This window comes from Negativicoccus succinicivorans (genome assembly GCF_018372215.1).
Taxonomy (GTDB): Bacteria; Bacillota; Negativicutes; order Veillonellales; family Negativicoccaceae; genus Negativicoccus.
In genome coordinates this window covers 13,061-38,123 of sequence record NZ_JAHAJN010000002.1, presented here as the reverse complement: position 1 = coordinate 38,123, position 25,063 = coordinate 13,061, and the positions used below count along the sequence as shown (strand labels likewise).

The following is a 25,063-nucleotide window of genomic DNA, read 5'->3' as shown; positions in this document are numbered from 1 at the left end:
AGTGAGGCGTATGGAGAAAATGGAAATGTTGCGTCAACTGACCGATCAAATCGATATGGAAAAAGTACAGGACTTGTATCGTCGTTTTAAAGCCGGCGAAATCAATCAGTCGGATTACGAAGCGGAAGTTCGTTCCCTGGTCGAAACGGTCGGCGCGAAAGTAACCGGCGCGCCGCTCACGGAAGAACAGACGCAGGAAATGACGCAAATGGTTATAACATCGGGACAGCAACTTGGTGCCGCACTCGGTAACAACGAAACTTTGAACAAGTTAAAAGACTTTTTGCCCTAAAGGAAGGGGATTATAATTTGCTCAGCAGTACCCCCTGAAAAACGCGCGGCCGCGGCCGTGCGTTTTTGTGTACACGCATTTTTATAAATAAAAAAGCGCGACATCGTCGCGCGTATCTTCGTGGCGGAGAGGGTGGGATTTGAACCCACGAGACGGGGTTGCCGCCTACCTGATTTCGAGTCAGGCTCCTTCGGCCAGCTCGGACACCTCTCCCTATCGTTCAGCGCATCTGCACCAAACGATAAAAATATTTTACCATAACGGTAAGAATGAAGTCAATTTTGTTTTCATGGCAGCGTAATGCGGCCGTTTTTTATTTCTCGTCAGCGCTTTTGGCGGCGCGGCGGGCGCGGAAGAAATCTTTCATTTTTTGCCGGCACTCGTCTTCCAACACGCCGGCGCGGATTTCGACTTGGTGGTTAAGCGCGTCATGATCCGCGATGCGAAAAATACTTTCGACGCCGCCCGCTTTGCTGTCGGCGGCGCCGTAGACAAGCCGCTTGATGCGGCTGTTGACGATCGCGCCCGCGCACATGGGGCAAGGTTCAATCGTGACGTAGAGCGTGCAGTCGGAAAGCCGCCAGCGCTGCAAGTTTTTGCAAGCTTCCTGCAACGCGATCATTTCCGCGTGCGCGGTGGCGTCGGGAATGGATTCGCGCAAATTGTAACCGCTGCCGACCACCTTGCCGTCACAGACGACAATAGCGCCGATGGGAATTTCTCCCACGGAGGCGGCGCGATCCGCGAGCGCCAACGCTTGGCGCATAAACTGTTCGTCGCTCAAAGCAGTCCTCCCAAAGGTAGTACATACAGCTGAATGGCGAGCCACTGAAGAATGCTTCCCGCCAACACGCAGACGTGCCAGATGACGTGCTGGTAAGGAAGTTTTTGCCAGAGATAAAAAATACTTCCCAACGTATAGACGACGCCGCCGGCGAGCAATAAATGAATCGCGGCAGGCGGCAGGGACGCGGTCAGATCCGGCCACATGACGACGGCGAGCCAGCCCATCGCCAGGTATAAAAGCGTGGAGATCGTTTTGAAGCGTCCCGCATAAAAGACTTTGAAAATGATCCCGACAATGGCGACCACCCAAATGATAATACTCCAGGTGAAACCGCCGCGGTTGTGCATCGCAATCCATAAAAACGGCGTGTACGAGCCGGCGATCATCAGATAAATCGCGGCATGGTCAAAGCGACGTGCCACTTTGCGCGCCAACGGCGCGGCGAATAAACTGTGGTACACGGTGCTAGCGGTATACAATGCGACCGCGCACAGACCGTATACCCAAAGCGCGGCGTGCGCAAGCGGCGCGGCGCGGAACTGCCAAAGCGACCAAACGCCGAGACCGAGCGTGAGGATACTCATGATGATGCCGACCGCATGGGTGGCGATATTACCGATTTCCGCGCGAAGTTCACGTGTCATGGAAACCTCCCCGCAAAAAAACTGTGTATTTCGTTACTCGTCAAAAACGACTTGGTTATTCGTAAAAGCTTTAATTTTCACGAGCGAATGTAAATCGTAACCGGCCTCGCGCAGCAGTCGGCCGCCCGGCTGGAAACTTTTTTCGATCACGATACCGATGCCGGCGACCTTGGAACCGGAAGTTTCGACCAGGCGCGCCAGACCGAAGCTCGCTTCCCCGCGCGCGAGAAAGTCATCGACAATCAGCACCGATTCTCCCGCGGGTAAAAACTCTTTGGAGACAGTCACATGGTAATCCGTGTTTTTAGTGTATGAATGAATTTTCGTCACATAGAGTTCATCGCTGAACGCGCTTTGCTTTTGCTTTCGGGCGAAGACGACGGGGCAATGCAATTCGTACGCTGTCGCGAGCGCCACCGCGATGCCGCTGGCTTCGATCGTCAAAATACGGGTGACATTGCTTTGCGCGAACTGCGCCGCCATGCGCACGCCGATTTCCCGATAGATATCGGGATCGAGCTGCTGATTGATAAAGCTGTCGACCTTCAAAATGCGGTTATCAATAATGCGCCCTTCGGTTTGGATTTTTGTTTCTAACTGATTCATGCTGACCTCTTTCCGCTACATTGGTGACGCGTGCCTGCTATACGCACATGATGTTAATTCAGATTATCACAAAATATAAAAAGTCCGTCAAGTTGTCCTCATTTGACAGACAAAAAGAGCGCGTTGCATCCAAGCGTGAAATGCGGCTTTGTGACCCAAAAGGGGCGTGGTGAAGAGTCGTGGCCGAGATGATGGCGGATCGAAAAAACAAACGGTTAGACGCGGCGGCCGAAACGATTTATTTGCTTTTAACGGAAGGAATATTTGACGCTTTTTGGTACGAAACGTATAATGAAAGTAGCAAAGGGTCTGTCCGGTGATTGGAAAATGGATCGCATTGGCGGTCCGCCGAAAGGAATTTTTATTCCGGTGACAGACGTATAAAGGAGGAAGCAAGATGAAAAAGACATTACTCGCAATGGCTGCATTGGCAGCAATCAGCGGCAGCGTATTGGCCGCGGACAACGCTCAGGTACCGGCTACGCCGGCGGCACAAGGTGTGCAACCGTATGCCGCAGGTCAAACCATGAACGGTTATACCGACGGTCAGGCGTATTACAATGAACACGGCGTACGCATGGGTCAATACATGCAGGCGGACGCTCGTTACTTTGATCCGGATGCCAGACCGATGACGGACAAGATGGCGGAAAACAAAGATCTTTATCCGAACGTGCCGCCGCAGGTAGCGCCGCAAGAAAAACAAGACAAGAACGTTAAAGAGGAAGTAAAACCGGAAGTAAAACCGATGGCGAAAGGCGTACAACCGTATGCTCCCGGTCAAACCATGAACGGTTATACCGATGGTCAGGCATACTACAATGAACACGGTGTACGCATGGGCCAATACATGCAGGCGGATGCTCGTTACTTTGATCCGGACGCCAGACCGATGACGGACAAGATGGCGGAAAACAAAGATCTTTATCCGAACGTGCCGCCGCAGGTAGCGCCGGAAAAAAAACAAGCGAATTCCGAAAAGAACAAGTAATTCCGGCGGCGAAAGGCGTACAGCCGCGTCAAACCGGTGAAACGCCGAACGGTTACACCGACGGACGCGCCTACTACAATGAGTACGGCGTGCGCATGGGGCAGTACATGCAAGCCGATGCCAACTATTTTAACGGCGCTTACGATGCGGAAATTGTACCGCCGCAACCTGATTCGCGCGGGATGTTAGTGGACTGCACGAAACGTCTGAGCGCGCAGGATCAGAAAGAGTTGCGCGGCTATTTTGAAGGCTGCCGGCCGAAAGAGGCTTGTGAAGCGGCGGCGCAATATTTGGCTCGAAAATACGGCGATCATGTATTTGAAGTCGTATTCGTCACGTCGGATAACGGCAAGGTCCAGTATCGGGTTATGGTCGGGCGTAACTACTTGCAGCATCGTTTGAATACGAAGGCTGCGAAAGAACAGCAATAACAAATAAAAAAACGGCTCCGCAAGGAGCTGTTTTTTTGTGTAAAATTTTATGATTATCATTGGGAAATAAATGAGTCCCTCGGTAAAAAAGTAAAATATTTTTACGCCAATGCTTTCGGGTAAGATTATATTCCGGGCGCATTCCGACTGACGTGTCGGATATCGGAAAACTCGTCTGCACAAATTTTCTTTGATTTGTTTTTGGCTCAAAAATGGCGCAACAAAAACGGATATTTGACGTTTTGGGCATGAAAATGTATAATAAAAGCATACAATGTATTAGTGTGAGCAGCAGAAGTCTGTCCGTTGTTTGCAATTGATCGTCCCTGCGATCCGCTGAAAAATTTTATATTACAGTGACAGACATTGCCAAAGGAGGCTGGAAGATGAGAAAGACAGCGTTAGCATTAACCGTATTGGCGGCCATCGGCACAAGCGCCATGGCGACGAACTATTACGATGTTGACATGTATTATCTCCGTGACCAGAGCAAGACGCTGACCGTTGAAGATAAACAACACACCGGTGATATTGCGGTACCCTACTTGGGACGCGGCGTCAGTGAAGGCGCGGTGGATCAGGCGGTAGCTGATATTCAGAATTTCTTGGACCAAAAATATGGGGAAGGTCAATACTTTGTCTATACGGACAAAGATGTCAGTGACTACCACATGAATATTTACGTTACCAACGATGCTCACCAAGTTCCTGCGCCCGCACCGGCGGAACCGACCGTAGCGACCGCTCCGACGGAACCGGCTGCAGTGCCTGCGTCGACCGTATTGGCTGACGGCGGTATCGTTTTGCAGTTGACGGACTTCACGCATGAAATGGCCGCCGCGGATCGTGAACAGATCACGGCGATTCTCGGCAACTATACGTACGGCGACAGCGCCGCTAACTTGGCGGAACGCGCGGAGGACGCCGTGGAACATTACTTGGATCAGAAATACGGCGAAGACTTCTATGATGTCGACGTGAAAAAAGTGGCAGATGGCGCTTACGATGTTCAGATCAAAGGCGACGACAATTACAAAACGCCGGGCGCGGCAGTCGTTCCGGCGCAACCGGTCGCTGCCAAAACGCATACGGTTCTGGAACTGATGGACTACACGAAAGCGTTGCCGGCGGAAGACCGTGCGGCGATCACGGAAATCCTCGGTAAATACACGTATGGCGCAACTCCCGATGTGCTTTCCGATCAGGCGGAAGACGCGGTGGAATACTATCTCGATCAGAAATACGGCAAAGACGTATATGATGTCGATCGCGTATTCCTGGGTGAAAACGCATTCCGCATCGAAGTCAAAGCCGATAAAAATTACGGTAAATAAGGAATGAAAAAAGCGGCCTCTTGTGAGGTCGCTTTTTATTTTGCGCGACTGGGTAATTTCTTGACGCTGTTCTTTTTTTTTCGTATAATAATTTATAACTATTTTCTAACAGAAGGCAATGAACGAGACGGCATGTATCAGCAGACCATAGAGAGCTCGGGGCGGTGGAAGCCGAGCGGATGCGATAGGTGCGGATCACTCGGGAGTCGCGAATGCCGCAAGTGTTCGCCGGTCGCACCGTTATCGCGCTTGAGCGGTCAGCAATGACCAGTAGGGTGGTACCGCGGGAAACAACGTTCTCGTCCCTTGGGGATGAGGCGTTTTTTTATTACAGGGAGGACATTATGGATTACGGGAAAACATTACATTTGCCGCAAACGGAATTTCCGATGCGCGGCAACTTGCCGAAACGGGAACCGCAGTGGTTGGATTTTTGGCAGGAACATGATATTTATAAAAAACGATTAGCGCAACGGGAAGGCGCGGAGTCATTCGTGTTGCATGACGGCCCGCCGTACGCTAACGGCTACCTGCACATCGGTCACGCGATGAATAAAACGCTGAAAGACATCATCATGAAATACAAGACGATGCGAGGCTACTACACGCCGTATCGTCCGGGCTGGGATACGCACGGACTGCCGATTGAACACGCCGTCATCAAAAACACGGGCCTCAATCGCGCGGAAATGTCGCCGTTGGAATTGCGCGCTAAATGCCTTGCCTACGCGAAAGAATTTATCGAAATTCAAAAGAAAGACTTCATTCGTTTCGGCGTTATGGGCGATTGGGATCGTCCGTATTTGACGTTCGATCCGAAATTGGAAGATCGTGAACTCGCCGTATTCGGTGAGATGGCGAAAAAAGGTTACATTTATAAAGGCCGCAAAACCGTGTACTGGTGTCCGGTGTGTGAAACGGCGCTGGCGGAAGCGGAAATCGAATACGCGGATAAAAAATCGTTTTCGATCTTCGTCAAATTCCCGCTGATCGACGCGCGCGGCTTCCTGCCGGAAGGCGCGAATGAAGACAATGCGTTCTGCGTCATTTGGACGACGACGCCGTGGACCTTGCCGGCCAATATGGCGATCGCCATGCATCCGGAAATCGACTACGTCTGGGTCAAAGCGGGAGACGAGTACTACCTGATGGCGCGGGATCTGGTGGAATCCGCGCTGGGGGCGTGCAAAATCGCCGATTACGAAGTGGTCAGCGAACCGAAGAAGGGACAGGAACTGGAAGGCATGGTCTTCCATCATCCGTTCCTCGAACGCACGTCGTCCGTGATCTTGGGTGAGCACGTCACGCTTGACGCCGGCACGGGTTGCGTCCACACCGCGCCGGGCCACGGTGTCGAAGACTTTGAAGTCGGCAAAAAGTACGGCTTGGACATTCTCTCGCCGGTTGACGACAAGGGCAACCTTACCGCCGAGGCGGGCGAAGATCTCGCCGGCTTAAATGTTTTGGACGGCGCCGATGTGGCGGTCATCAAAAAACTCGCGCATGCCGGCAAGCTTCTCGGCAAGAGCACGTTGCATCACCAATTCGCCCACTGCTGGCGCAGTAAAAATCCGGTGATCTATCGGGCGACGGAACAATGGTTCGCCTCCGTCGATGATTTCCGCGACGATGCGTTGAAAGCCGTCAACGATACGGAATTTATCCCGAGCTGGGGACGGGAACGCCTCTACAACATGGTCGCCGATCGCCAGGATTGGTGCATCTCGCGCCAACGCGTTTGGGGCGTGCCGATTCCGATTTTCTATTGCAACGATTGCCATGAAGCCGTCATCACCGATGAAACGATGGCGACCGTTCGCGCCAAAGTGAGAGAAGAAGGCACGGACGCCTGGTGGAAATACGAGGCGAAAGATCTGTTGCCGGAAAATTTTGCCTGTCCGCATTGCGGCGGTCATGAGTTTACCAAAGAATCGAACATCATGGACGTGTGGTTCGATTCCGGATCGACTTGGAGCGGCGTGCTCGAACAGGAGGGCTCGGAGTTGTATCCGGCCTCGATGTACCTTGAAGGCAGCGACCAGCATCGCGGCTGGTTCCAATCGTCTCTGCTGACATCGGTTGCCGTCAACGGACACGCGCCGTATAAAACAGTCTTGACGCACGGCTTTACGATGGACGGCGAAGGTCGCAAGATGAGTAAGTCGCTCGGCAATACGGTGGCGCCGCAGGAAATCATCAACCAATTCGGCGCGGACGTGATGCGTCTTTTGGTATCCAGCGCGGACTACCAGAGCGATGTGCGCTTGTCGCCGAAAATCGTCAAGCAGATGAGCGATGTGTATCGCAAAATCCGTAACACGTTCCGTTTCCTGCTCGGTAACCTGAGCGATTTCCGACCGGGGGTCGACGACGTGGCGTATGAACAACTGGAAGAAATCGATCGCTGGGCGCTTTTGCGTTTGGAAGAAGTACGTGAAAAAGTGACACAGGCGTATGAGAATTATGAATTTCATGTGATGTACCACGTCATTCATAACTACTGCACGGTCGATCTCTCCGCGATGTATCTCGACATCGTCAAAGATCGTCTGTACGCGGAAACGGCGACCTCCGTGACGCGTCGCGCCGCGCAGACAGTGCTTTATCAAATCCTGCAAACGCTCGTGCGCCTGATCGCGCCGGTACTGAGCTTCACCGCCGAAGAAATTTGGCAGGCGATGCCGGCGGTCGACGCTAAAGCGGAAAGCGTGCACCTGACCGATTGGCCGAAAGCGGTGGAGGAGCATCGCGATGCCGAACTCGGTCAACGTTGGGAAAAACGTCTCACCTTGCGCACGGATATCTTAAAAGCGCTGGAAGCGGCGCGCCAAGATAAAGTCATCGGTCATCCGCTCGATGCCAAAGTCATCCTGCACGCCGCCGGCGAAACGTATGACGAACTGATGCGGATCGTCGACGAACTCGCGGCGCTCGCCATCGTTTCGGAAGTCGAAGTCGTTGAAGGCACGGCAGGCGCTGCCGGCATGCAAGCCGAAACGACGCCGGATCTTATTTGTGAAATTCAAAAATCAACGGCCCCGAAATGTGAACGTTGCTGGATCCACAGCGAAACCGTCGGGGACTCGGCGGAGCATCCGACCGTATGCGCGCGTTGCGCTCGCGTGCTTGCCGAAGAAGCGGTTCAGGAATAAATAAAAAACACCTCGCCAAGCGAGGTGTTTTTTGCCGGTTGATTGTGTTTTATTTTTTGCCCGCCGAAATATTTTGAACCGTTTTCAGAGAGGCGATCAGTACGCGAATGTAATCATCCAAATGGTTCGGGTAAATGTAGGCGAGGCCCGGCCCTTCCGAGCGATTGGAATGGAGGATCAGCGGATACTCGAGGGACGCGAAAAGCTGGAGCGTTTTGATTTGCAAAAGCGCCTGATCACGCACGCCGGTGTATTCGGAAATCGTCCGCAAAATAGGATCCCAGCAGCGGTCATGCAACAAGTTGGTGTAGATAAAATACGTATTCTGATGCTCTTCGGTCGGCGAATACGAAATCGAGCGGTACAGCGCCGGGTGAATATTCGCTAAGCGGAAGTAATTGCGCATAAACGAAAATAGCCGTTCTTCCGGAGCGACGTCCCCTTTTTCCAAGTAGTGAACAATATTTTCGAAATTGTTCATCAAATAGTCGATGGCAGCGCCGATTAGCTCATCTTTCGAGCCGAAATAGTAGCGGATCGAAGCGATATTCACGCCGGCGCGCTCGGAAATGGCGCGGACAGTGGCCTGTTTGAAACCTTGTTCGCGGATAATGCGCGCGGTTTCTTGGATCATACGGTCGCGAACTCGTAAGCCTTTGCCTGTTAATTTGCGATTCATAATACGTCTCCTCACACGGCTGTCCGTAAAAAATCAACTGGCCGTAACTCATGAACAACGAAATGAGAAAATGAAATGCAGTGAAAAATCAGCGTTTATAACGATCATTTGTTTACATGTATTTTAGCAAAGCGTTAATCTTACTGCAACTTTCGACGGATAAAGCAAAAAAATTATAGCCGACGGTCGGAAGGCTGTCAAGCGCGTTTGCAGCGGGGCACTGTTTCCGCTATGATACAAATGGAAAGCAAATTTTGCGCAGGAAACTATAAGGAGGAAATCAATATGGCGAATATTATTACCGATCAGGCGCCGGCGGCAGTCGGCCCGTATGTACAGGGGAAAACGGCGAACGGCTGGTGCTATGTGTCGGGTCAGTTGGGATTGGATCCCGCCACGGGCGAACTGTCAAACGATGCGGTCGCGCAACTCGTGCAGGCGCTTACCAATGCGGCGGCGATTTTGGAGGCGGCCGGACTTTCAAAAGAAGATATTGTTAAAGTAACGCTCTATATTACCGACATGGGCGGGTTTCAAACGCTCAACGAAGCGTACGCGGAATTTTTCGGAGCGACCAAGCCGGCGCGCACTTGCGTGGAAGTTTCCGCACTGCCGAAAGGCGGCGCCGTCGTTGTCGATGTCATCGCGTATGATGAGGGCGCGCAATGATTGCGGAGAGTTTGGAAAACAACTTGAAAGTCGTTGTGTATTGCGGTTCGCGTTTCGGTAATGAGGCCATGTACCGTGACGCGGCGGTAGCTTTGGGGACGCGCATCGGCGAGCTCGGCGCGACGCTTGTTTTTGGCGGCGGCAAAATCGGTCTGATGGGCGTTGTCGCCGACAGCGTCATGGCGGCGGGCGGCAAAACCTGGGGCATCATGCCGCGTTTTCTGGTCGATAAAGAGCAGGCGCATCGGGGCTTGGATCGGCTTGAAATCGTTTCCACGATGCACGAGCGCAAAGCGCGCATGATCGAGCTCGGGGATCATTTTGTGGCGCTGCCCGGCGGTGTCGGCACGCTGGAAGAAATTTATGAAGTGCTTTCGTGGCGCCATTTGGCGTTGGTTGACGGCAGCGTTTCCATGTACAATGTCGGCGGCTTCTACGACGGCGCGGCGCAACTTTTCGAGCGCGTGCTGCAGTCGGGCTTTTTGCCGGCGGATGAACAATCTATTTTAACCATCAGCGATGATTTGGAAACGATCTCGGCACAATGGAAAAATAATAAAAATGTTCGGAACATAGAGAACAATAAATAGAAAATATAAGTTCACATTCTGATTTTTCGTTGACATTATTCGCTCGGCTTTGTACAATAAAGTCAGGATTTATCCTCGAAATTATAGCTGTGAAAGCGGCGGAAAGCAGGGAATTATGCTGGAGAAATTGTTTGCGCTGACAGAGCGCAATACGGATGTCAAGACGGAGATCATGGCGGGGATTACGACGTTCATCACTATGGCGTACATCCTCTTTGTCGCACCGAGCGTCATGGGTGCGGCGGGGATGGATAAAAACGCGGTGCTGATCGCGACTTGTCTCGCGTCGGGCATCATTACGATCGCGATGGGATTGTTCGTAAATTACCCGATTTGTTTGGCGCCGGGCGTCGGCTTGATCGCCTTTTACGCGTTTACCGTGGTGTTGGGCATGGGCGTGCCTTGGCAAACCGCATTGGGCGCCGTTTTTATTTCCGGACTCGTCTTCTTGGTATTGACGCTCACGCATGTGCGGCAAATGATTATTGAAGGCATCCCCAACGGTTTGAAAGCGGCGATTACCGTCGGGATCGGTCTTTTCATCACGATCATCGGTTTGAAAATGAGCGGTCTGATGACAGTCGTCTTATCGCTTGCGCCGGATACGCTGGCGGCGGCGGTGGCCGGTGCCGGACATACGGTCGCAACGACGAATGATACATTATTTACACTGGGCGCGCTGGATAATCCGCGCCACTTGGTGACGGTGTTCGGACTTTTGTTTACCGCGCTTTTAATGGGCCGCGGGATTAACGGTTCGATTTTGATCGGCATTTTGACGACGACGGTAGTCGCGTACGCGACGGGAGTGGCGCAGTTGCCGCCGAATTTCACGCCGTTCATGTTGCCGGATTTCAGCAATAACGCGTTCTTCCAGTTGGATATTTTAGGCGCGGTTCATATGGGTCTGATTACGATCATCTTTACGTTTACTTTTGTGGAATTGTTTGACTCGATGGGCACGATGATCGGCACGGCGACGAAAGCGGGTCTCGTCGATCCGAAAACGGGACGCTTCCCCGGCATGGGCAAGGCGTTATTTGTCGATGCGTGCGGCGTGTCGCTCGGTTCGCTTTTGGGCGCGAGCACGGTCACGGCGTTCGTCGAAAGCGCGGCCGGCGTCGGCGCGGGCGGACGCACGGGTCTGACAGCGGTCACTTGTGGTATCTTATTTATTATCAGTTTGTTCTTAACACCGGTCATGCTTTTGATTCCGGATGTCGCGACGAGCCCGGCGCTGATTTTGGTCGGCGCATTGATGCTCGAAGGCGTGCAGCAAATTGATTTTTCCGATTTCACGGAAGTATTCCCGGCGTTCTTGACTATTGTCATGATGCCGTTTACGTACAGTATTGCCAACGGTATTTCGGCCGGTCTGGTCGCTTATCCGTTGATGAAAATAGTGACGGGCAAAGCGCGGGAAGTTCATCCGATCGTCTATGTCTTGGCGGTGCTCATTGTGGCGCGCTATATCTTTTTAAGCGAATAGGGAGGATCTATGAGAGTAGCGGTAGTTATGGGCAGCGACTCCGACTGGAAAGTCATGCAGGGCGCTGTCAACATCCTGAAAGAATTCGGTGTCGAACATCGTGTGGCGATTGCGTCGGCGCATCGCACGCCGGAAAAATTGGCGCAATTTGTGCATGATGAAGAAGCGGCCGGTGCGACCTGCTTTATCGCGGGCGCGGGCGCGGCCGCGCATTTACCGGGTGTAGTGGCAAGCTTGACCTGCCGCCCCGTGATCGGCGTACCGTTGGCGGCCAGCTTAGGCGGGCTCGATGCGTTGCTGGCTATTGTGCAGATGCCGAGCGGCATGCCGGTGGCGACGGTCGCCATCGGCGGCGCGAAAAACGCGGCGCTGCTCGCGATCCAAATCGGCGCGGCAAGCGATGAAAAACTCGCGCGGCAATTTGCCGATTACCGCAAAGAACAGGCCGAAAAAGTGGAAAAGAAAGATCAGAAACTGCAAGCTGAATTATAATCAGAACAGTCATTTATTGATTCCGCCGAACGACGGAGAAAGAGGGTCATGATGGAAAAATTGGAAATGATGTACGAAGGCAAAGCGAAACAGGTATTCAAAACGGATCGCGACGACGAAGTTATCGTTCGTTATAAAGATGACGCGACGGCATTCAACGGCGCGAAAAAAGGCACCATTACCGACAAAGGCGTATTAAATAATAAGATTACGACATTCTTCTTTGATCTTTTGGCGAAAAACGGCGTGCCGACGCATTTCATCGAACGCTTGGATGACCGTGAACAGCGCGTCAAAAAACTTTCGATCATTCCGTTGGAAGTCATTATCCGCAACCGCTGCGCCGGTTCGATGGCGAAACGCTACGGCCGCGAAGAAGGCGAAGAACTCGCTTTCCCGACGATTGAATTCTGCCTGAAAGATGACGCGCTCGATGATCCGCTGATCAATACGTACCACATTCGCGCGCTCAACATCGCGTCGCAGGAAGACTTGGACACCATCACGAAACTCGCGTTCAAGGTCAACGATGTTCTGAAACAATTCCTGGCGGAAAAAGAAGTTATTTTGGTTGACTTCAAATTGGAATTCGGCAAAGACACGGAAGGCAACATTTTGCTCGGCGATGAAATCTCTCCGGACACCTGCCGCTTCTGGGATGCGAACACCTTGGAAAAACTCGACAAAGATCGTTTCCGTCGCGATCTCGGTAATGTGGAAGAGGCGTATCATGAAATGCTGCGCCGCCTGACAGGAAAAGAAAACTGATGGCGTACGATTCCATATGGGACCGCATTGAGGAAGAGTGCGGGGTGTTCGGGATCTATGACCCCGACACCTCGGTGCCTCTTTCCGCCTACTACGGTTTATTTGCGTTGCAGCATCGCGGTCAGGAAAGCGCCGGGATCACGGTCGCCGACGGCCAAACGATGACGACGCAGGCGGACATGGGTCTGGTCACGGAAGTGTTCCGTGATTTGCCGGCGGATAACGGCAAAATCGCGATCGGTCATGTGCGTTACTCCACGACCGGCGCCAGCATTAAAGAAAACGTGCAGCCGCTGCAGGTGGAGACGGATCTCGGTCCGGTCGCGATCGCGCATAACGGCAACCTTGTGAACGCGCGCTTGCTGCGGGAAAAACAAATTAAGCTCGGCACGACATTTCGCACGACGATGGACACGGAAGTCATCATTAACTTGCTCGCGCGTTCCGAAGGCGGCGACGTCACGGAGCGTTTGCAAGATGTGTGTCAGCAAATCGACGGCGCGTACTGCTTAGTGGTCGCGACGGCGACGGAACTGTACGGCGTGCGCGATCCGCAAGGCTATCGTCCACTGTGCCTCGGCGCGACGGATACCGGCTGGGTTTTGGCGTCGGAAACCTGCGCGCTGGATTCGGTCGGCGCGAAATTCGTCCGCGACATCGCGCCGGGACAAATCGTGCGCATCGCCGCGGACGGTCCGCATTTCAGCTCTCTGGTCACGCCGCAAAGCAAGCGTCGGCAAGCGCGCTGCTCATTTGAATACGTGTATTTCGCGCGTCCCGATTCCGTTTTGGACGGGGAAAGCGTGTACGATGCGCGTCTCAACATGGGCGCCCGGTTATGGGAAGAATCCGGTTTCACCGGTGATCTCGTCATGAGCGTGCCGGACTCCGGCAATGTCGCGGCGATCGGCTATGCGCGCGCGTCGGGTATTCCCTACGCGGAAGGTCTGATTAAAAACCGCTACATGGGGCGCACCTTTATTCAGCCGACGCAGGAGATGCGGGAACGTTCCGTCAAAATGAAACTTAACCCGGTCATCAACAACGTCGCCGGCAAGCGCGTCGTCTTGGTGGACGATTCGATCGTGCGCGGCACGACGAGCGGGATTATTATCAATTTATTGCGCAACGCGGGCGCCAAAGAAATCGCGCTTTGCGTTTCCTCACCGACGGTGGAATATCCTTGCTATTTCGGCATTGATACTTCGGAGCGGAATCAGCTGATCGCGGTCACGCATACGGTGGAAGAAATTCGCGAACATATCGGCGCCGACCGTTTGCATTTCCTGTCGCAGGAAGGTTTGGCCAAAGCGATTGCGGGTTTGCGTAAAGAGGATCTTTGCTTTGCCTGCTTTGACGGCGATTATCGGGGACCGATCCCGGAACAGGAGGAAGTATGTCCGTAAACGAACGGGAAGCACTGACGTATGCCGCTGCCGGCGTCAATATTGACGCGGGAAATCGGGCGGTGGAACTGATGAAAGATGCCGTTAAGGCGACCTATACCGATGGAGTGTTGGGCGAGGTCGGCGGTTTCGGCGGACTTTTTTCGCTGGGCGCGATCGCCATGAAAGAGCCGGTGCTGGTGGCCGGTACGGATGGCGTCGGCACCAAGCTGCGGTTGGCTATTGATCGCGGCGAACACACCACGATCGGGCAGGACTGCGTGGCGATGTGCGTGAATGACGTGCTCGTGCAGGGCGCGCGTCCGCTTTTTTTCCTCGATTATATTGCGACCGGTGAACTCGTTCCCGAACAGATCGCAACCATTGTGAAAGGCGTCGCGGCGGCCTGTCAGGAATCCGGCTGCGCGCTTTTGGGCGGGGAAACGGCGGAAATGGCCGGTTTCTACGCGCCGGGCGATTATGACCTGGCGGGATTCGCCGTCGGCCTCGTGGATCGTGAAAAAATTATCACCGGCGAACGCATTGCGTCGGGCGATGTGATTATCGGTTTGCCGTCGAGCGGCGTGCATTCGAACGGTTATTCGCTCGTGCGGCGCATTATTTCACGTGAAGAGCTCCAATTGGACCAAGTTTATCCGGGTTTGGAACGTCCGCTCGGTGAGGAATTGCTCACGCCGACGCGCTTGTATCCGAAAGCGATTTTGCCGCTTTTGGACGCGGTCGACGTCAAAGGTATGGTGCATATTACCGGCGGCGGATTTTACGATAATATTCCGCGCGTGTTGCCGAAAGGATTGGGCGCGCATATTGACGGCACGAGCTATCCGGTGCCGCCGATTTTCGGTTCGCTTGCGTCATGGGGCAATGTCTCGCAGCATGAGATGTACCGCACGTTCAATATGGGGCTCGGCATGCTCGTCATCGTCGCGCCCGAAGACGCGGAAAAAGCCTTGCAGAACTTGGCGGATCGCGGCGAAACCGCGTATCGCGTAGGAGAAGTCACAACGGACGGCGAAGTTGTCGTCAGCGGTGTGTAGTATGAAAAAGTTAGCCATCTTTGCGTCCGGGCGCGGTTCCAATGCCCGGGCGCTGATCGACGCGTGCCGTCGCGGTTTGATCGCGGGGCGGCCGGTCGTTTTGTTCAGTGATCATCCCGACGCCCCCGCGCTTGCGATGGCGCGAGCGGCGGGAATCGATTGCCACGCGTTTGCGCCGCGGGAATTTGCGGATAAAGACGCTTACGAAAACGCGGTGGTGGAAATGCTGCGTCCGTACGCGCCCGATTATATTTGCCTCGCGGGCTATATGCGGATTATCGGCGCGCCGATTTTGGCGGTGTATGGGGGACGGATCGTCAATATTCATCCGGCGCTTTTACCGTCATTCCCCGGATTGCATGCGCAACGTCAGGCGATTGAGGCCGGCGTTAAAGTGAGCGGTTGCACCGTGCATTTTGTCGATGCGGGCATGGACAGCGGGCCGATTATTATGCAAACGGCGGTACCGGTATTTGCAAGTGATGACGAAGCGTCACTTGCCGAACGTATTTTAACAGTAGAACATCCGACCTATGTAGAGGCGATGGCGGCGTTATGCCGTGACGAACTTTGTATAGCGGAACGTAAAGTGGTACGGCGTACGGCGTCGGAGGAGGAATGACTATGGCCAAACGAGCTTTATTGAGCGTTTCCGATAAAACGGGGATTGTGGAACTTGCGCAGCAACTTTCGGGCGCGGGGTATGAATTGATTTCCACGGGCGGAACATTGGCCGCATTGCAACAGGCGGGAGTGGATGTGACGCCGGTCGAAACGGTGACGCAATTTCCCGAAATGCTCGACGGTCGGGTCAAAACACTTCACCCCATGGTGCATGGCGGCATCCTGGCGCGACGCGATCATCCCGATCATATGGAGGCGCTGGCGCAACACGGCATTGCGCCGATCGACATTGTCGTCGTCAATTTGTATCCGTTTGCGGAAACGATCGCCAAACCCGGCGTGACGTTGGCGGACGCGATTGAGCAGATTGATATCGGCGGGCCGTCGATGATCCGCGCGGCCGCGAAAAACTGGCGCGATGTGCTCGTCGTCACCAGCCCCGCGCAGTACGAAGATCTGGCGCAACATGTCGGTGAAGGTACGGTCAACGATCATTATCGGTTCGGATTGGCGCAGGCCGCATTTGCGCATACCGCCGCGTACGATGCGAAAATCGCGCACTATTTGGCGGCGCAGTCGCCGGACGAGAAAATAGTCGCGACGCAGACAAAAGCGTCGGAATCTGTGTTTCCGGAGCAATTTGAGCTGCATATGGAAAAGGTCATGGATCTGCGTTACGGCGAAAATCCGCATCAGCAGGCGGCGTTTTATCGGGCGCCCGACAGCAAAGGCGGCGTAGCCAATGCCAAACAGCTTCACGGCAAAGAACTTTCCTATAATAACTTGGTCGACACGGAAGCGGCTTGGCAGCTTGCGTGTTCCCTTGACGCGCCGAGTTGTGCTATTATAAAACATACGAATCCGTGCGGTTTTGCCGTCGGCGAAGATATGGCCGACGCGTTTGTGCGGGCGTTTGCCGCGGATGATGTTTCCGCGTACGGCGGCATTGTCGCCTGCAATCGTGAAGTGGATCTGGCGGCAGCGGAAAAAATGCGCCCGATCTTTTTTGAAGTTGTCATCGCGCCGAAGTTCAGCCCCGACGCGTTGGCCTTATTGTCGGAAAAGAAAAATATTCGCTTATTGGAAGCCGACGCTCCGCAGGAAGGCGATTGGCAGCTGAAACACATCTCCGGCGGCCTTTTATTGCAGGACGCCGATGATCGGCAAGACGACGAAGCGACATGGCAGGTCGTCACCAAGCGGCAACCGACGGCGGAAGAAATGCAGGCCCTGCGCCTCGCTTGGGCGGTCGTGCGTCATGTCAAATCGAATGCGATTGTCGTGACCGACGCGAACGCGACGCTCGGCATCGGCGCGGGACAGATGAACCGTGTCGGCGCGGCGAAGATCGCCTTGGAACAGGCGGGCGCGAAGGCAAAAGGCGCGGTGCTTGCTTCCGATGCGTTTTTCCCGTTCGGTGATACCGTGGAAACGGCGGCGCAAGCCGGCATCACGGCGATCATTCAACCGGGCGGATCCATTCGCGATCAGGAATCCATTGCGGCGGCAGATGCTGCCGGTATCGCGATGGTTTGCACGGGTACGCGGCATTTCCGGCACGGCTGATACGAACATAAATATAAGGAGCAGTGGTATGAAAATCGTTTTGGTAGGTAACGGCGGCCGCGAGCACGCACTCGCCTGGAAGCTTGCGCAAAGTGAACGCGTCAGCGAAATCGTGGCGGTTCCCGGTCGTTACGGCATGCATGAAGTGGCGGAATATTTGCCGTTGGATTGGAACAGTACGGCGGAACTGGCGGATATTATTACGATGCAGGCGCCGGATCTCGTCGTGGTCGGCAGTGAAGGGCCGTTGGCTGACGGTATCGTCGATGTGCTCACAAAACGGGAAATTCTCGTTTTCGGCCCGACGCAGGCGGCGGCGCGCATTGAAAGTTCCAAGGTGTTCGCCAAAGATCTTTTTGCCCGTTACCACATTCCGACGGCGGCGTACGGCAGTTTTACCGATGCCGATAAAGCCATTGCCTTTTTGGATGAAATGCAGGCGCCGTATGTAATAAAAGCGGACGGTCTGGCGGCCGGTAAAGGCGTCGTCATTGCGGAAACGCATGAAGACGCGGTGGAGGCGATTCGCTCCATGCTGACCGGCGACGCGTTCGGCAGCGCCGGTGAAAAAATTATTATTGAAGAATTTATGGTCGGCGAAGAAGCGAGCCTTTTGGCATTCGTCGACGGGGAAACGGTCATCCCCATGATTCCCGCGCAGGATCATAAACGTTTGTTGACCGATGATCGCGGTCCGAATACCGGCGGCATGGGCGCGTTCGCGCCGGCCGCGGTGGTGACGGACGCGGTGTACGAAGCCGCGGTGGAACAAATTTTGAAACCGACGGCGGCCGCTCTCGTGGCGGAAGGATCACCGTTCCGCGGCGTATTATACGCGGGGTTGATGATCACGGCGGACGGACCGAAAGTGGTGGAATTTAACTGCCGTTTCGGCGATCCGGAAACGCAGGTATTGTTGCCGCTTTTGGACAGTGATCTTGCGGATATCATGGAAAAAATTTGCACGGGACATATTGATCAGGTGCGTTTGCGTTGGTTGGACGCGCACGCGGTTTGCGTAGTGGCGGCGTCGTTCGGGTATCCGCGCAAAACGTACCGCGGTGATCGCATCACGGGGCTTGCCGAGGCGGTCGCTCGGGATGCGCTCGTCTTTCACGCGGGAACGCGTCATATCGATGACGCGTATTTTACCGACGGCGGTCGAGTCTTGAACGTCGTCGCCGTACGCCCCTCGTTGGCGGAAGCGAAAGAGGCGGCGTATCAGGCGCTTTCGGAAATTGAATTTGACGGCATGCAATTTCGTACGGACATTGCCGATAAAGAATTGTTGCGCGCGACTAAATAAGTGCGCGTGACGGGAGGGACGAACTGTGAACACAATGCTGGTATTTATCCTCGTCTTTCTCCTGATTTGCTGCATCGCGGCGACGGCGGCGGGGTTGCCGGGCAATTACGCCATGATGCTGGTGCTGGTGGGCTTCGGTCTGCTGGACGGTTTTCGTTTGTTTTCCGTGACGGCGGTCGCCTTGCTGGTCGGCGCGCTCGTCTTGGGGGAAGTCATCGAATTTCTCGCGGGCATGATCGGCGTGCGTCGCAAGCGGCGCGGCTGGAAAACGCAAATGATCGCCGTGGGCGGCGGTATTTTGGGCGGCATCATCGGCAGCGGCATTTTGCCGATTGTCGGTTCGCTGATCGGTGTCGTCATCGGCGTGTTCCTCGCGACCTACGCGGCCGTCTACTATGAGCATCAAGATCAGCAGGCGGCGAAATCGGTAGCGATCAGCGCCGCGATAGCGCAACTGATCGGGACGGGACTCAAAGTGGTGATCTCACTTTTTGTTTTAACAACAGTAGTTTTTCTCGCCATTGTTGCGCAGACAGGCGCGACGATCCATTAAAAGAATGCCGTACGGCATTCTTTTTTTGTGCAAAAAAATTTAAATGCAAAAAATTTCAGAAAAATTAATTTATCTCTTTACTTTTTTATCAAAGTAAAGTATTATAGTCATATCATCAGGTAAAGGAGTGTGGTCACATGCGATGGCGGATGGCCTTGAATTATTTTTCAGGCACGGTAGTCGCGCTCGAGCGAGCGTTGGAAATGACGGGTGGAGCGCGACATCATGCGACCCGAGAAATGATATAAAAATAAAATGGAAAATTATTTATGACAGAACAGTCACGTATAGGAGGTATTCTCATGAACTGGAAAAAAATGACGGTCACAGCATTAATCGGTCTCGGTGTAGTCGGCGTGCTGGCGGGTTGCGGTAATGACGCGAAACCGGCCGCAGCGGACACAAAATTACCGACGAAAGTTGTTGTCGGCTTGGATGACAATTTCCCGCCGATGGGATTCCGCAATGAAAAAGGTGAATTGACCGGCTTTGATATCGAACTGGCGAAAGAAGTCGGTAAACGGACCGGCATACAAATGGAATTCAAGCCGATTGATTGGGCGAGCAAGGAAGCGGAACTTACTGCCAAACGCGTTGACCTTCTTTGGAACGGGCTGACGATTACGGATCAACGTAAAGAAAAAATCGATTTCTCCGAACCTTACATGCACAATGATCAGATTATCGTTACATTGAAATCCCGCGCGGATTTGAAGGATATGGATTCGTTGGCGGGTAAAATTGTCGGCACGCAGGAAGGCGGCACGGGAATCGACGCGCTGGCGAAATTGCCGGATTTGAAAAATTCCTTCAAAGAATTACGTCTGTATGCGGTTTATACGGACGCGTTGCTGGATTTGGAAATCGGCCGTATTGATGCGGTGTTGGTGGACGGCGTTGTCGGACGTTACTACATGACGAAGAAACCGGATACTTTCTATGAATTGCCGAAGGTCTTGGCGACCGAAATATACGGCGTGGGCATGCGTAAAGATTCCGCCGAACTCAAAAAGGCGATTGATCGGGCGATCGGTGAAATCAAAGCCGACGGCACGGGCGCGAAGATCTCCGAAAAATGGTTCGGTAAAGATGTCATGAACTGAGCGAGGGAAACCGCATAACCAAGTAAAAACAGGCCGGGATGACCGGCCTGTTTGCTGAGAGAGGATAGAAAATGGATTACATTGTTTCAATTTTACCGACGTTGTTGTCGGGCTTAAAGGTGACGGCGGAAATTTTTTTCCTGACGATCATCTTATCGTTACCGCTCGGCGTTTTGCTGGCGATTTTCCGCGTGTGCAGCTGGAAACCGGTCCGCGAACTCGTAGCGGCCTATATTTACGTCATGCGCGGCACGCCGCTGATGCTGCAGATCCTGTTCATCTATTACGGACTGCCGCTCATTCCCGGCGTTTCCATTCAGTTCGGTGACTTTACGGCGGCATTGATCGCGTTCGTCGCTAACTATGCGGCGTACTTTGCGGAAATTTTTCGAGGCGGCATCCAAAACATCAGCCGCGGCCAGTACGAAGGAGCCAAGGTGCTCGGTTTCACATACCCGCAAACGATGCGTTACATCATTTTGCCGCAGGTCGTCAAACGGGTTCTCGCTCCGGTCGGTAACGAAACCATTACTCTCTTGAAAGATACGTCCTTGGTCTATGTACTCGCGATGGACGATTTGATGCGGCTGACGCGCAGCGTCGTGCAGCGCGATTTCGATACGACCGCGTTTTTCGTGGCGGGCGTGATTTACCTTATCTGTACGTTCTTCCTGACGAAAATTCTAACGCGACTGGAAAAACATTTCGCTGTGTACGACGAATAGGAGGCACGTATGGCTTTTATTGAAATGAAAAATATCCATAAAAAATTCGGCACGACGGAAGTCTTGCGCGGTTGCACGTTGCTGCGCGAACGCGGCGGCGTGACCTCGGTCATCGGCCCGTCAGGCAGCGGTAAAAGCACGTTTTTGCGTTGCCTGTGCCACTTGGAAACCATTGACCGTGGCACGATCCTGGTCGACGGTAAAGCACTCGCGACCGACAGTGAAGCCGGCAGCGCGTATGCCAAACCGGAAGAAATTCAAAAAATCTGCGGCAAAATGGGCATGGTCTTTCAGCAGTTTAATCTTTTTCCGCATATGACGGTATTGGATAACATTATGATCGCGCCGCAAATTGTCAAGGGCATGAAAAAGCAGGACATTTTGCCGATGGCGGAGGCGCAACTCGAACGCGTCGGCCTTTACACGAAAAAAGACGTGTATCCGAGTCAACTCTCCGGCGGGCAAAAGCAGCGTGTCGCCATCGCCCGCGCCTTAGCGATGGAGCCGCAAATCATGCTCTTTGATGAACCGACGTCCGCGCTGGATCCGGAACTTACCGGCGAAGTCTTAAAAACCATTCAGCGGCTCGCGGAAGAAAAACTCACGATGATCCTCGTGACGCACGAGATGGCCTTTGCCCGTTCGGTCGCCGACCATGTTTTATTTATGGTTGACGGCGTAGTGGAAGAAGAAGGAGCGCCCGAGCAAGTTTTCACCGCGCCGCGGAGTGAACGCACGCAGGCGTTTCTCGCGTCCATGATCGGCAACCGATAAAAATAAAAAGCCCCGATATGAAGGGGCTTTTTGATTGCGCAAAAACAATATGGAAAGAAAGTGCGCAGAGCATTCTCGCGTTTTCGGGCGCATAAAAATGGCGATGCAAGGCGGTAAAAACTTACGGGAAAATATGGTTTGAAAAAATGGCAGGCAAGAAAAAAGAAGCCGCTACCTGGCTTAAACCAGCCGGGGAGCATCGCTCCGCCGTAACTGATACCTCGATAGCAGCTTCTCATACTCGTAATATAGAGAAAATTCTGCAATATGTCAACAAGCGTCACCGCACGAAACTGCAGAGTGAGCGCACACGAATATTCCCCTAAAGAAAACACGGCAATGGCGATGTATTTTCTTTAGAAAAGGAGAAAAAAGGTACATGCGCGTACATAGCAATCCGGCCGCGCGGTGTTGATTCCGCGCGGCCGGGCTTTCAAGGGGGCGCCTGGATATCAAAGCGGTTGCGGCAGGTGGATCAGCCACAACACCGAGGGGTCAGGGCCTTCGGTCATCGTCGCCCGAATACGGGTCGGCGTGCCGTCGGCGCCGCGAAGAATTCGTTGTTCGGCATCGTAAGTATATTCCGTAATATCATCTTGACCGGCGGTTGCGCCTTCGATTTTGAGGGCGATGCCGAAGTCATTGTCGTTCGCAATCGCGAGCGTCTTTTTATCCGGTAAAAGCACGATACCTTCCGCTTTTTCCACCGTCCAGCCATGCTGACGGAGGTCAAGGAAAAGCTCTTTTTGCGCCGGTTGGAAAAGTTTGCCGAGCGCGTCTTTATCCGCTTCCAACGCTTCCTGACCGGAAGTCATATCGGTAATATCGGTCGCTTTCGCGATGTCGATTTTGTAGATGCGGTTTTGCATCGTTCCCTGCGCGTCTTTGCCCTGCTCGATGACCAGGAATTGGTGATCATTGATGGCGGCGATGTCGCCGAGTTTCATCGCGGAGTTCTTTTTATAAGAGCCGGGCGTGATCGGGTAAGCGTATGTTTTGACGTCGCCCGATTTCGGATCGACAAGAACGAGACGGGTAAAGTTGGCGATGTTTTTCGTTTTGCCGCCGACGTTGAGCGTGCTCTGCATCATCACCATCAATTTACCGGCGGGCGTGATCGCCAAACCTTCCGCGCCGCGGTTGGGTTGACGTTCCTGTAAAATTTTCGGTAAACCTTGACCCGGAGCAAGGCGGCGAAGTTCGCGGCCTTGTCTGTCGTATTCGACGAGGAACGGGCCGTATTCATCGGTCAGCCAGAAGTGACCTTGCGCATCGACGGCAAGTCCTTCCGGATCCAAACCGTTTTTGTCATAGGCGAGCGGCCGGAACTGAAGATCCAAGCCGATTTCGCCGGTATTACCAAGAGCGCCTTGCGGTATCGGACGACCGCTGATATCTTGGCCTAGTTTATTCTTCAAAGAAAACGATGAAACGACCGTCGCTTTCCCGTCTTTGACACGAATGATACCGATACGCGGCGCGTAATCGGGGACGGGGAAAATTTTACTGCTGCGCTTTTGATCGCCGTCACGATATTGGACGCTGTCCAAGTTCGGGCCGCGATCCGTGACACCGTAGAATTCAATGGCGCCGTCACGAGTCGTTTCTTTGTAGGTCAATGCCGAACCATAGCCGAGGGGGATGGCATGTTTCGTTTGACCCGGCACGGTGAGATATTCGTGAGCGGGCAGTTCTACGGTATAACGATCAATGGCGGGTGTCGGCGCGGCGAATGCAACGCTGCCGGCGAGCAGACTAAGCGCAACCGCGCTCCATAAAAAAGTGCGTTTCATCATGTTCCTGATCTTCCTCCTTTAGTTTCTTGCCATAAGCATAAAGAGATATTGTCAATTTCCGAACGGGTTTGTGTCAAAGTAAAGAAAAAATTTACATACGGATAAAATAAAAACGATATTTTTGCACAAAGCGCCGATGTATGCCCGCGCTTGATCGGCTTGACGGTCCACTCGGACCGCTATATGATGAAAGGAGAAAGGTTATTAATTTATATGAAGGAGGGATAGCAATGAGATGTCAGACGATTCTGGTGGCACTGGACGGTTCGGAGCACGCCCGGTTTGCATTGGAGGCCGCAGTGGCCTTGGCGGAAAAATTCGGTAGCCGGTTGATTCTTACTCATATTATGGATATCCAGCACTTCACAACGGCTTGGTTTGAACCGCCGCGCAATCGCAAGGAAGCGGATGAGCGTGTCGACTACAAGCCGGATACGGAAGTCAAATTGAAAGAAACAACGGATTATCAGCGGGAATTCGGACGTCGGATTTTGGCGGCGGCGAAAGATCATGTACCGGCGGGAATCGATTATGAAATCGCGTATACGGTCGGTTCACCGCGGGAAGATCTTCTCAAAATGGCGGACACATATAAGGCGGATCTGATCGTTATGGGCCGTCGCGGCATGGGAACACTGGCGAGCATGTTGGTCGGTTCGGTCTCTTCCTACGTGGTGAAACACGCGGAAGTGCCGGTATTAGTTATCAAACAGTGACGGAGGGCTGACAATAAAAAGTTCTTGGCAACGTATTCTTGTGCCAACGGACGGTTCTGAGAACGCCCGTCGGGCACTCCATGAAGCCGCGTTGCTGGCGGAGAAATTCGGCGCGGAGTTACAGTTGTTGACCGTGCTGGAAGACCGGTTGTACGCGGGTAATCTGATCGGACGGGACGCCGGAGAGCGGTTGTATTCCGGCGTGGTGGAAGTAGGCCGCACGCCGGATGCGGAAGAACACGCCGCACCGGGTTTGCCGGAGCATCAAATGGAGCAGGTTCGTGAAGGTTTGCGTCGCGAAGCGGCAACGCTCCCAGAAGATATTCCGCTGCGAATGTTTTTCGCCGTCGGCGATGTACGGGAAACGATTCTAACGGTGGCCGAGGAATTGAATGCGGATTTGATCGTGATCGGCAGTCGCGGTTTGGGATCCGTCAAAGGTTTGGTTTTGGGGTCGGCATCGCAATATGTATTGCAGCATGCCACGCGTCCTGTTTTAGTAGTAAAATAAACGCCGGCCACCGTGAGCTGTG

The 25,063-nt window shown here is 53.6% G+C and carries 26 protein-coding genes and 1 tRNA gene; 21 read left to right on the top strand and 6 right to left on the bottom strand.

The window, feature by feature from the left end; all coding sequences use genetic code 11:
• Positions 1-10: 10 nt before the first annotated feature.
• Positions 11-292 (top strand): hypothetical protein, encoded by a 282-nt coding sequence (locus tag KIB08_RS01640; protein ID WP_303988742.1) that lies wholly within the window; start codon positions 11-13, stop codon positions 290-292.
• Between the two features lie 121 nt (positions 293-413).
• Here the strand turns inward: KIB08_RS01640 and KIB08_RS01635 are convergent.
• The 4 genes from KIB08_RS01635 to KIB08_RS01620 form a co-directional block, all read right to left on the bottom strand.
• Positions 414-505 (bottom strand) — tRNA-Ser (locus KIB08_RS01635).
• A 100-nt stretch (positions 506-605) separates the two neighbouring features.
• Positions 606-1,076: a tRNA adenosine(34) deaminase TadA gene (gene tadA, locus KIB08_RS01630; protein ID WP_303988739.1), complete on the bottom strand. Its 471-nt coding sequence runs from the start codon at positions 1,074-1,076 to the stop codon at positions 606-608.
• Positions 1,073-1,723: a PAQR family membrane homeostasis protein TrhA gene (trhA, locus tag KIB08_RS01625; RefSeq protein ID WP_303988735.1), complete on the bottom strand. Its 651-nt coding sequence runs from the start codon at positions 1,721-1,723 to the stop codon at positions 1,073-1,075. The genes tadA and trhA overlap by 4 nt, the downstream gene beginning before the upstream one ends.
• Positions 1,724-1,756: 33 nt before the next feature.
• Complete coding sequence (locus KIB08_RS01620) at positions 1,757-2,329, bottom strand: xanthine phosphoribosyltransferase (protein WP_303988732.1); 573 nt, start codon at positions 2,327-2,329, stop codon at positions 1,757-1,759.
• Positions 2,330-2,726: 397 nt separating this feature from the next.
• On the opposite strand from KIB08_RS01620, the gene KIB08_RS01615 reads away from it, so the two are divergent.
• From KIB08_RS01615 to ileS, 4 genes are all read left to right on the top strand, one after another.
• Positions 2,727-3,320 (top strand): hypothetical protein, encoded by a 594-nt coding sequence (locus tag KIB08_RS01615; RefSeq protein WP_303988730.1) that lies wholly within the window; start codon positions 2,727-2,729, stop codon positions 3,318-3,320.
• A gap of 95 nt (positions 3,321-3,415) precedes the next feature.
• Positions 3,416-3,751, top strand: coding sequence for a hypothetical protein (locus tag KIB08_RS01610; RefSeq protein WP_303988727.1), 336 nt, complete (start codon positions 3,416-3,418; stop codon positions 3,749-3,751).
• A gap of 386 nt (positions 3,752-4,137) precedes the next feature.
• Positions 4,138-5,085 (top strand): hypothetical protein, encoded by a 948-nt coding sequence (locus KIB08_RS01605; RefSeq protein ID WP_303988724.1) that lies wholly within the window; start codon positions 4,138-4,140, stop codon positions 5,083-5,085.
• Positions 5,086-5,429: 344 nt separating this feature from the next.
• The gene (gene ileS / locus KIB08_RS01600) at positions 5,430-8,237 is read left to right on the top strand and encodes an isoleucine--tRNA ligase (protein WP_303988722.1); all 2,808 of its coding nucleotides are present in this window, start codon (positions 5,430-5,432) and stop codon (positions 8,235-8,237) included.
• Positions 8,238-8,286: 49 nt separating this feature from the next.
• Here ileS and KIB08_RS01595 read toward each other — a convergent pair whose 3' ends face one another.
• On the bottom strand, positions 8,287-8,916 hold the full coding sequence (locus KIB08_RS01595; RefSeq protein WP_303988719.1) for a TetR/AcrR family transcriptional regulator: 630 nt from the start codon (positions 8,914-8,916) through the stop codon (positions 8,287-8,289).
• Between the two features lie 285 nt (positions 8,917-9,201).
• On the opposite strand from KIB08_RS01595, the gene KIB08_RS01590 reads away from it, so the two are divergent.
• The 14 genes from KIB08_RS01590 to KIB08_RS01525 all read left to right on the top strand — a co-directional run bounded on the left by KIB08_RS01590 (position 9,202) and on the right by KIB08_RS01525 (position 22,018).
• Positions 9,202-9,585: a Rid family detoxifying hydrolase gene (locus KIB08_RS01590; RefSeq protein WP_288218163.1), complete on the top strand. Its 384-nt coding sequence runs from the start codon at positions 9,202-9,204 to the stop codon at positions 9,583-9,585.
• A complete protein-coding gene (locus KIB08_RS01585; RefSeq protein ID WP_303988714.1) occupies positions 9,582-10,175 on the top strand; it encodes a TIGR00730 family Rossman fold protein in 594 nt (197 codons plus the stop codon). Before KIB08_RS01590 ends, KIB08_RS01585 begins: the two co-directional genes overlap by 4 nt.
• Before the next feature lie 115 nt (positions 10,176-10,290).
• The gene (locus KIB08_RS01580; protein ID WP_303988712.1) at positions 10,291-11,664 is read left to right on the top strand and encodes an NCS2 family permease; all 1,374 of its coding nucleotides are present in this window, start codon (positions 10,291-10,293) and stop codon (positions 11,662-11,664) included.
• Between the two features lie 9 nt (positions 11,665-11,673).
• Entirely contained in the window at positions 11,674-12,156 is a 483-nt protein-coding gene (purE, locus tag KIB08_RS01575; RefSeq protein ID WP_075939216.1) for a 5-(carboxyamino)imidazole ribonucleotide mutase, read from the top strand.
• Positions 12,157-12,204: 48 nt separating this feature from the next.
• A complete protein-coding gene (gene purC, locus KIB08_RS01570; RefSeq protein WP_303988706.1) occupies positions 12,205-12,924 on the top strand; it encodes a phosphoribosylaminoimidazolesuccinocarboxamide synthase in 720 nt (239 codons plus the stop codon).
• On the top strand, positions 12,924-14,330 hold the full coding sequence (gene purF / locus KIB08_RS01565) for an amidophosphoribosyltransferase (RefSeq protein WP_303988703.1): 1,407 nt from the start codon (positions 12,924-12,926) through the stop codon (positions 14,328-14,330). The genes purC and purF overlap by 1 nt, the downstream gene beginning before the upstream one ends.
• Entirely contained in the window at positions 14,321-15,367 is a 1,047-nt protein-coding gene (gene purM, locus KIB08_RS01560) for a phosphoribosylformylglycinamidine cyclo-ligase (RefSeq protein WP_303988701.1), read from the top strand. The genes purF and purM overlap by 10 nt, the downstream gene beginning before the upstream one ends.
• A 1-nt stretch (position 15,368) precedes the next feature.
• Positions 15,369-15,989 (top strand): phosphoribosylglycinamide formyltransferase, encoded by a 621-nt coding sequence (gene purN / locus KIB08_RS01555; protein ID WP_303988698.1) that lies wholly within the window; start codon positions 15,369-15,371, stop codon positions 15,987-15,989.
• A 2-nt stretch (positions 15,990-15,991) separates the two neighbouring features.
• The gene (gene purH / locus KIB08_RS01550) at positions 15,992-17,557 is read left to right on the top strand and encodes a bifunctional phosphoribosylaminoimidazolecarboxamide formyltransferase/IMP cyclohydrolase (RefSeq protein WP_303988695.1); all 1,566 of its coding nucleotides are present in this window, start codon (positions 15,992-15,994) and stop codon (positions 17,555-17,557) included.
• Between the two features lie 28 nt (positions 17,558-17,585).
• On the top strand, positions 17,586-18,863 hold the full coding sequence (purD, locus tag KIB08_RS01545; protein WP_303988692.1) for a phosphoribosylamine--glycine ligase: 1,278 nt from the start codon (positions 17,586-17,588) through the stop codon (positions 18,861-18,863).
• A 34-nt stretch (positions 18,864-18,897) separates the two neighbouring features.
• The gene (locus KIB08_RS01540) at positions 18,898-19,416 is read left to right on the top strand and encodes a DUF456 family protein (protein WP_075939209.1); all 519 of its coding nucleotides are present in this window, start codon (positions 18,898-18,900) and stop codon (positions 19,414-19,416) included.
• Positions 19,417-19,718: 302 nt separating this feature from the next.
• Complete coding sequence (locus KIB08_RS01535; RefSeq protein WP_303988689.1) at positions 19,719-20,519, top strand: amino acid ABC transporter substrate-binding protein; 801 nt, start codon at positions 19,719-19,721, stop codon at positions 20,517-20,519.
• Positions 20,520-20,590: 71 nt separating this feature from the next.
• Positions 20,591-21,244, top strand: coding sequence for an amino acid ABC transporter permease (locus KIB08_RS01530; RefSeq protein WP_303988687.1), 654 nt, complete (start codon positions 20,591-20,593; stop codon positions 21,242-21,244).
• A gap of 9 nt (positions 21,245-21,253) precedes the next feature.
• A complete protein-coding gene (locus KIB08_RS01525) occupies positions 21,254-22,018 on the top strand; it encodes an amino acid ABC transporter ATP-binding protein (protein WP_303988684.1) in 765 nt (254 codons plus the stop codon).
• Between the two features lie 452 nt (positions 22,019-22,470).
• Here KIB08_RS01525 and KIB08_RS01520 read toward each other — a convergent pair whose 3' ends face one another.
• The gene (locus tag KIB08_RS01520) at positions 22,471-23,814 is read right to left on the bottom strand and encodes an esterase-like activity of phytase family protein (RefSeq protein ID WP_303988681.1); all 1,344 of its coding nucleotides are present in this window, start codon (positions 23,812-23,814) and stop codon (positions 22,471-22,473) included.
• A gap of 230 nt (positions 23,815-24,044) precedes the next feature.
• Here KIB08_RS01520 and KIB08_RS01515 point away from each other — a divergent pair, with 230 nt between their 5' ends.
• A complete protein-coding gene (locus KIB08_RS01515) occupies positions 24,045-24,530 on the top strand; it encodes a universal stress protein (RefSeq protein ID WP_303988678.1) in 486 nt (161 codons plus the stop codon).
• A gap of 7 nt (positions 24,531-24,537) precedes the next feature.
• Positions 24,538-25,041: a universal stress protein gene (locus KIB08_RS01510; protein ID WP_368487377.1), complete on the top strand. Its 504-nt coding sequence runs from the start codon at positions 24,538-24,540 to the stop codon at positions 25,039-25,041.
• Positions 25,042-25,063 lie beyond the last annotated feature (22 nt).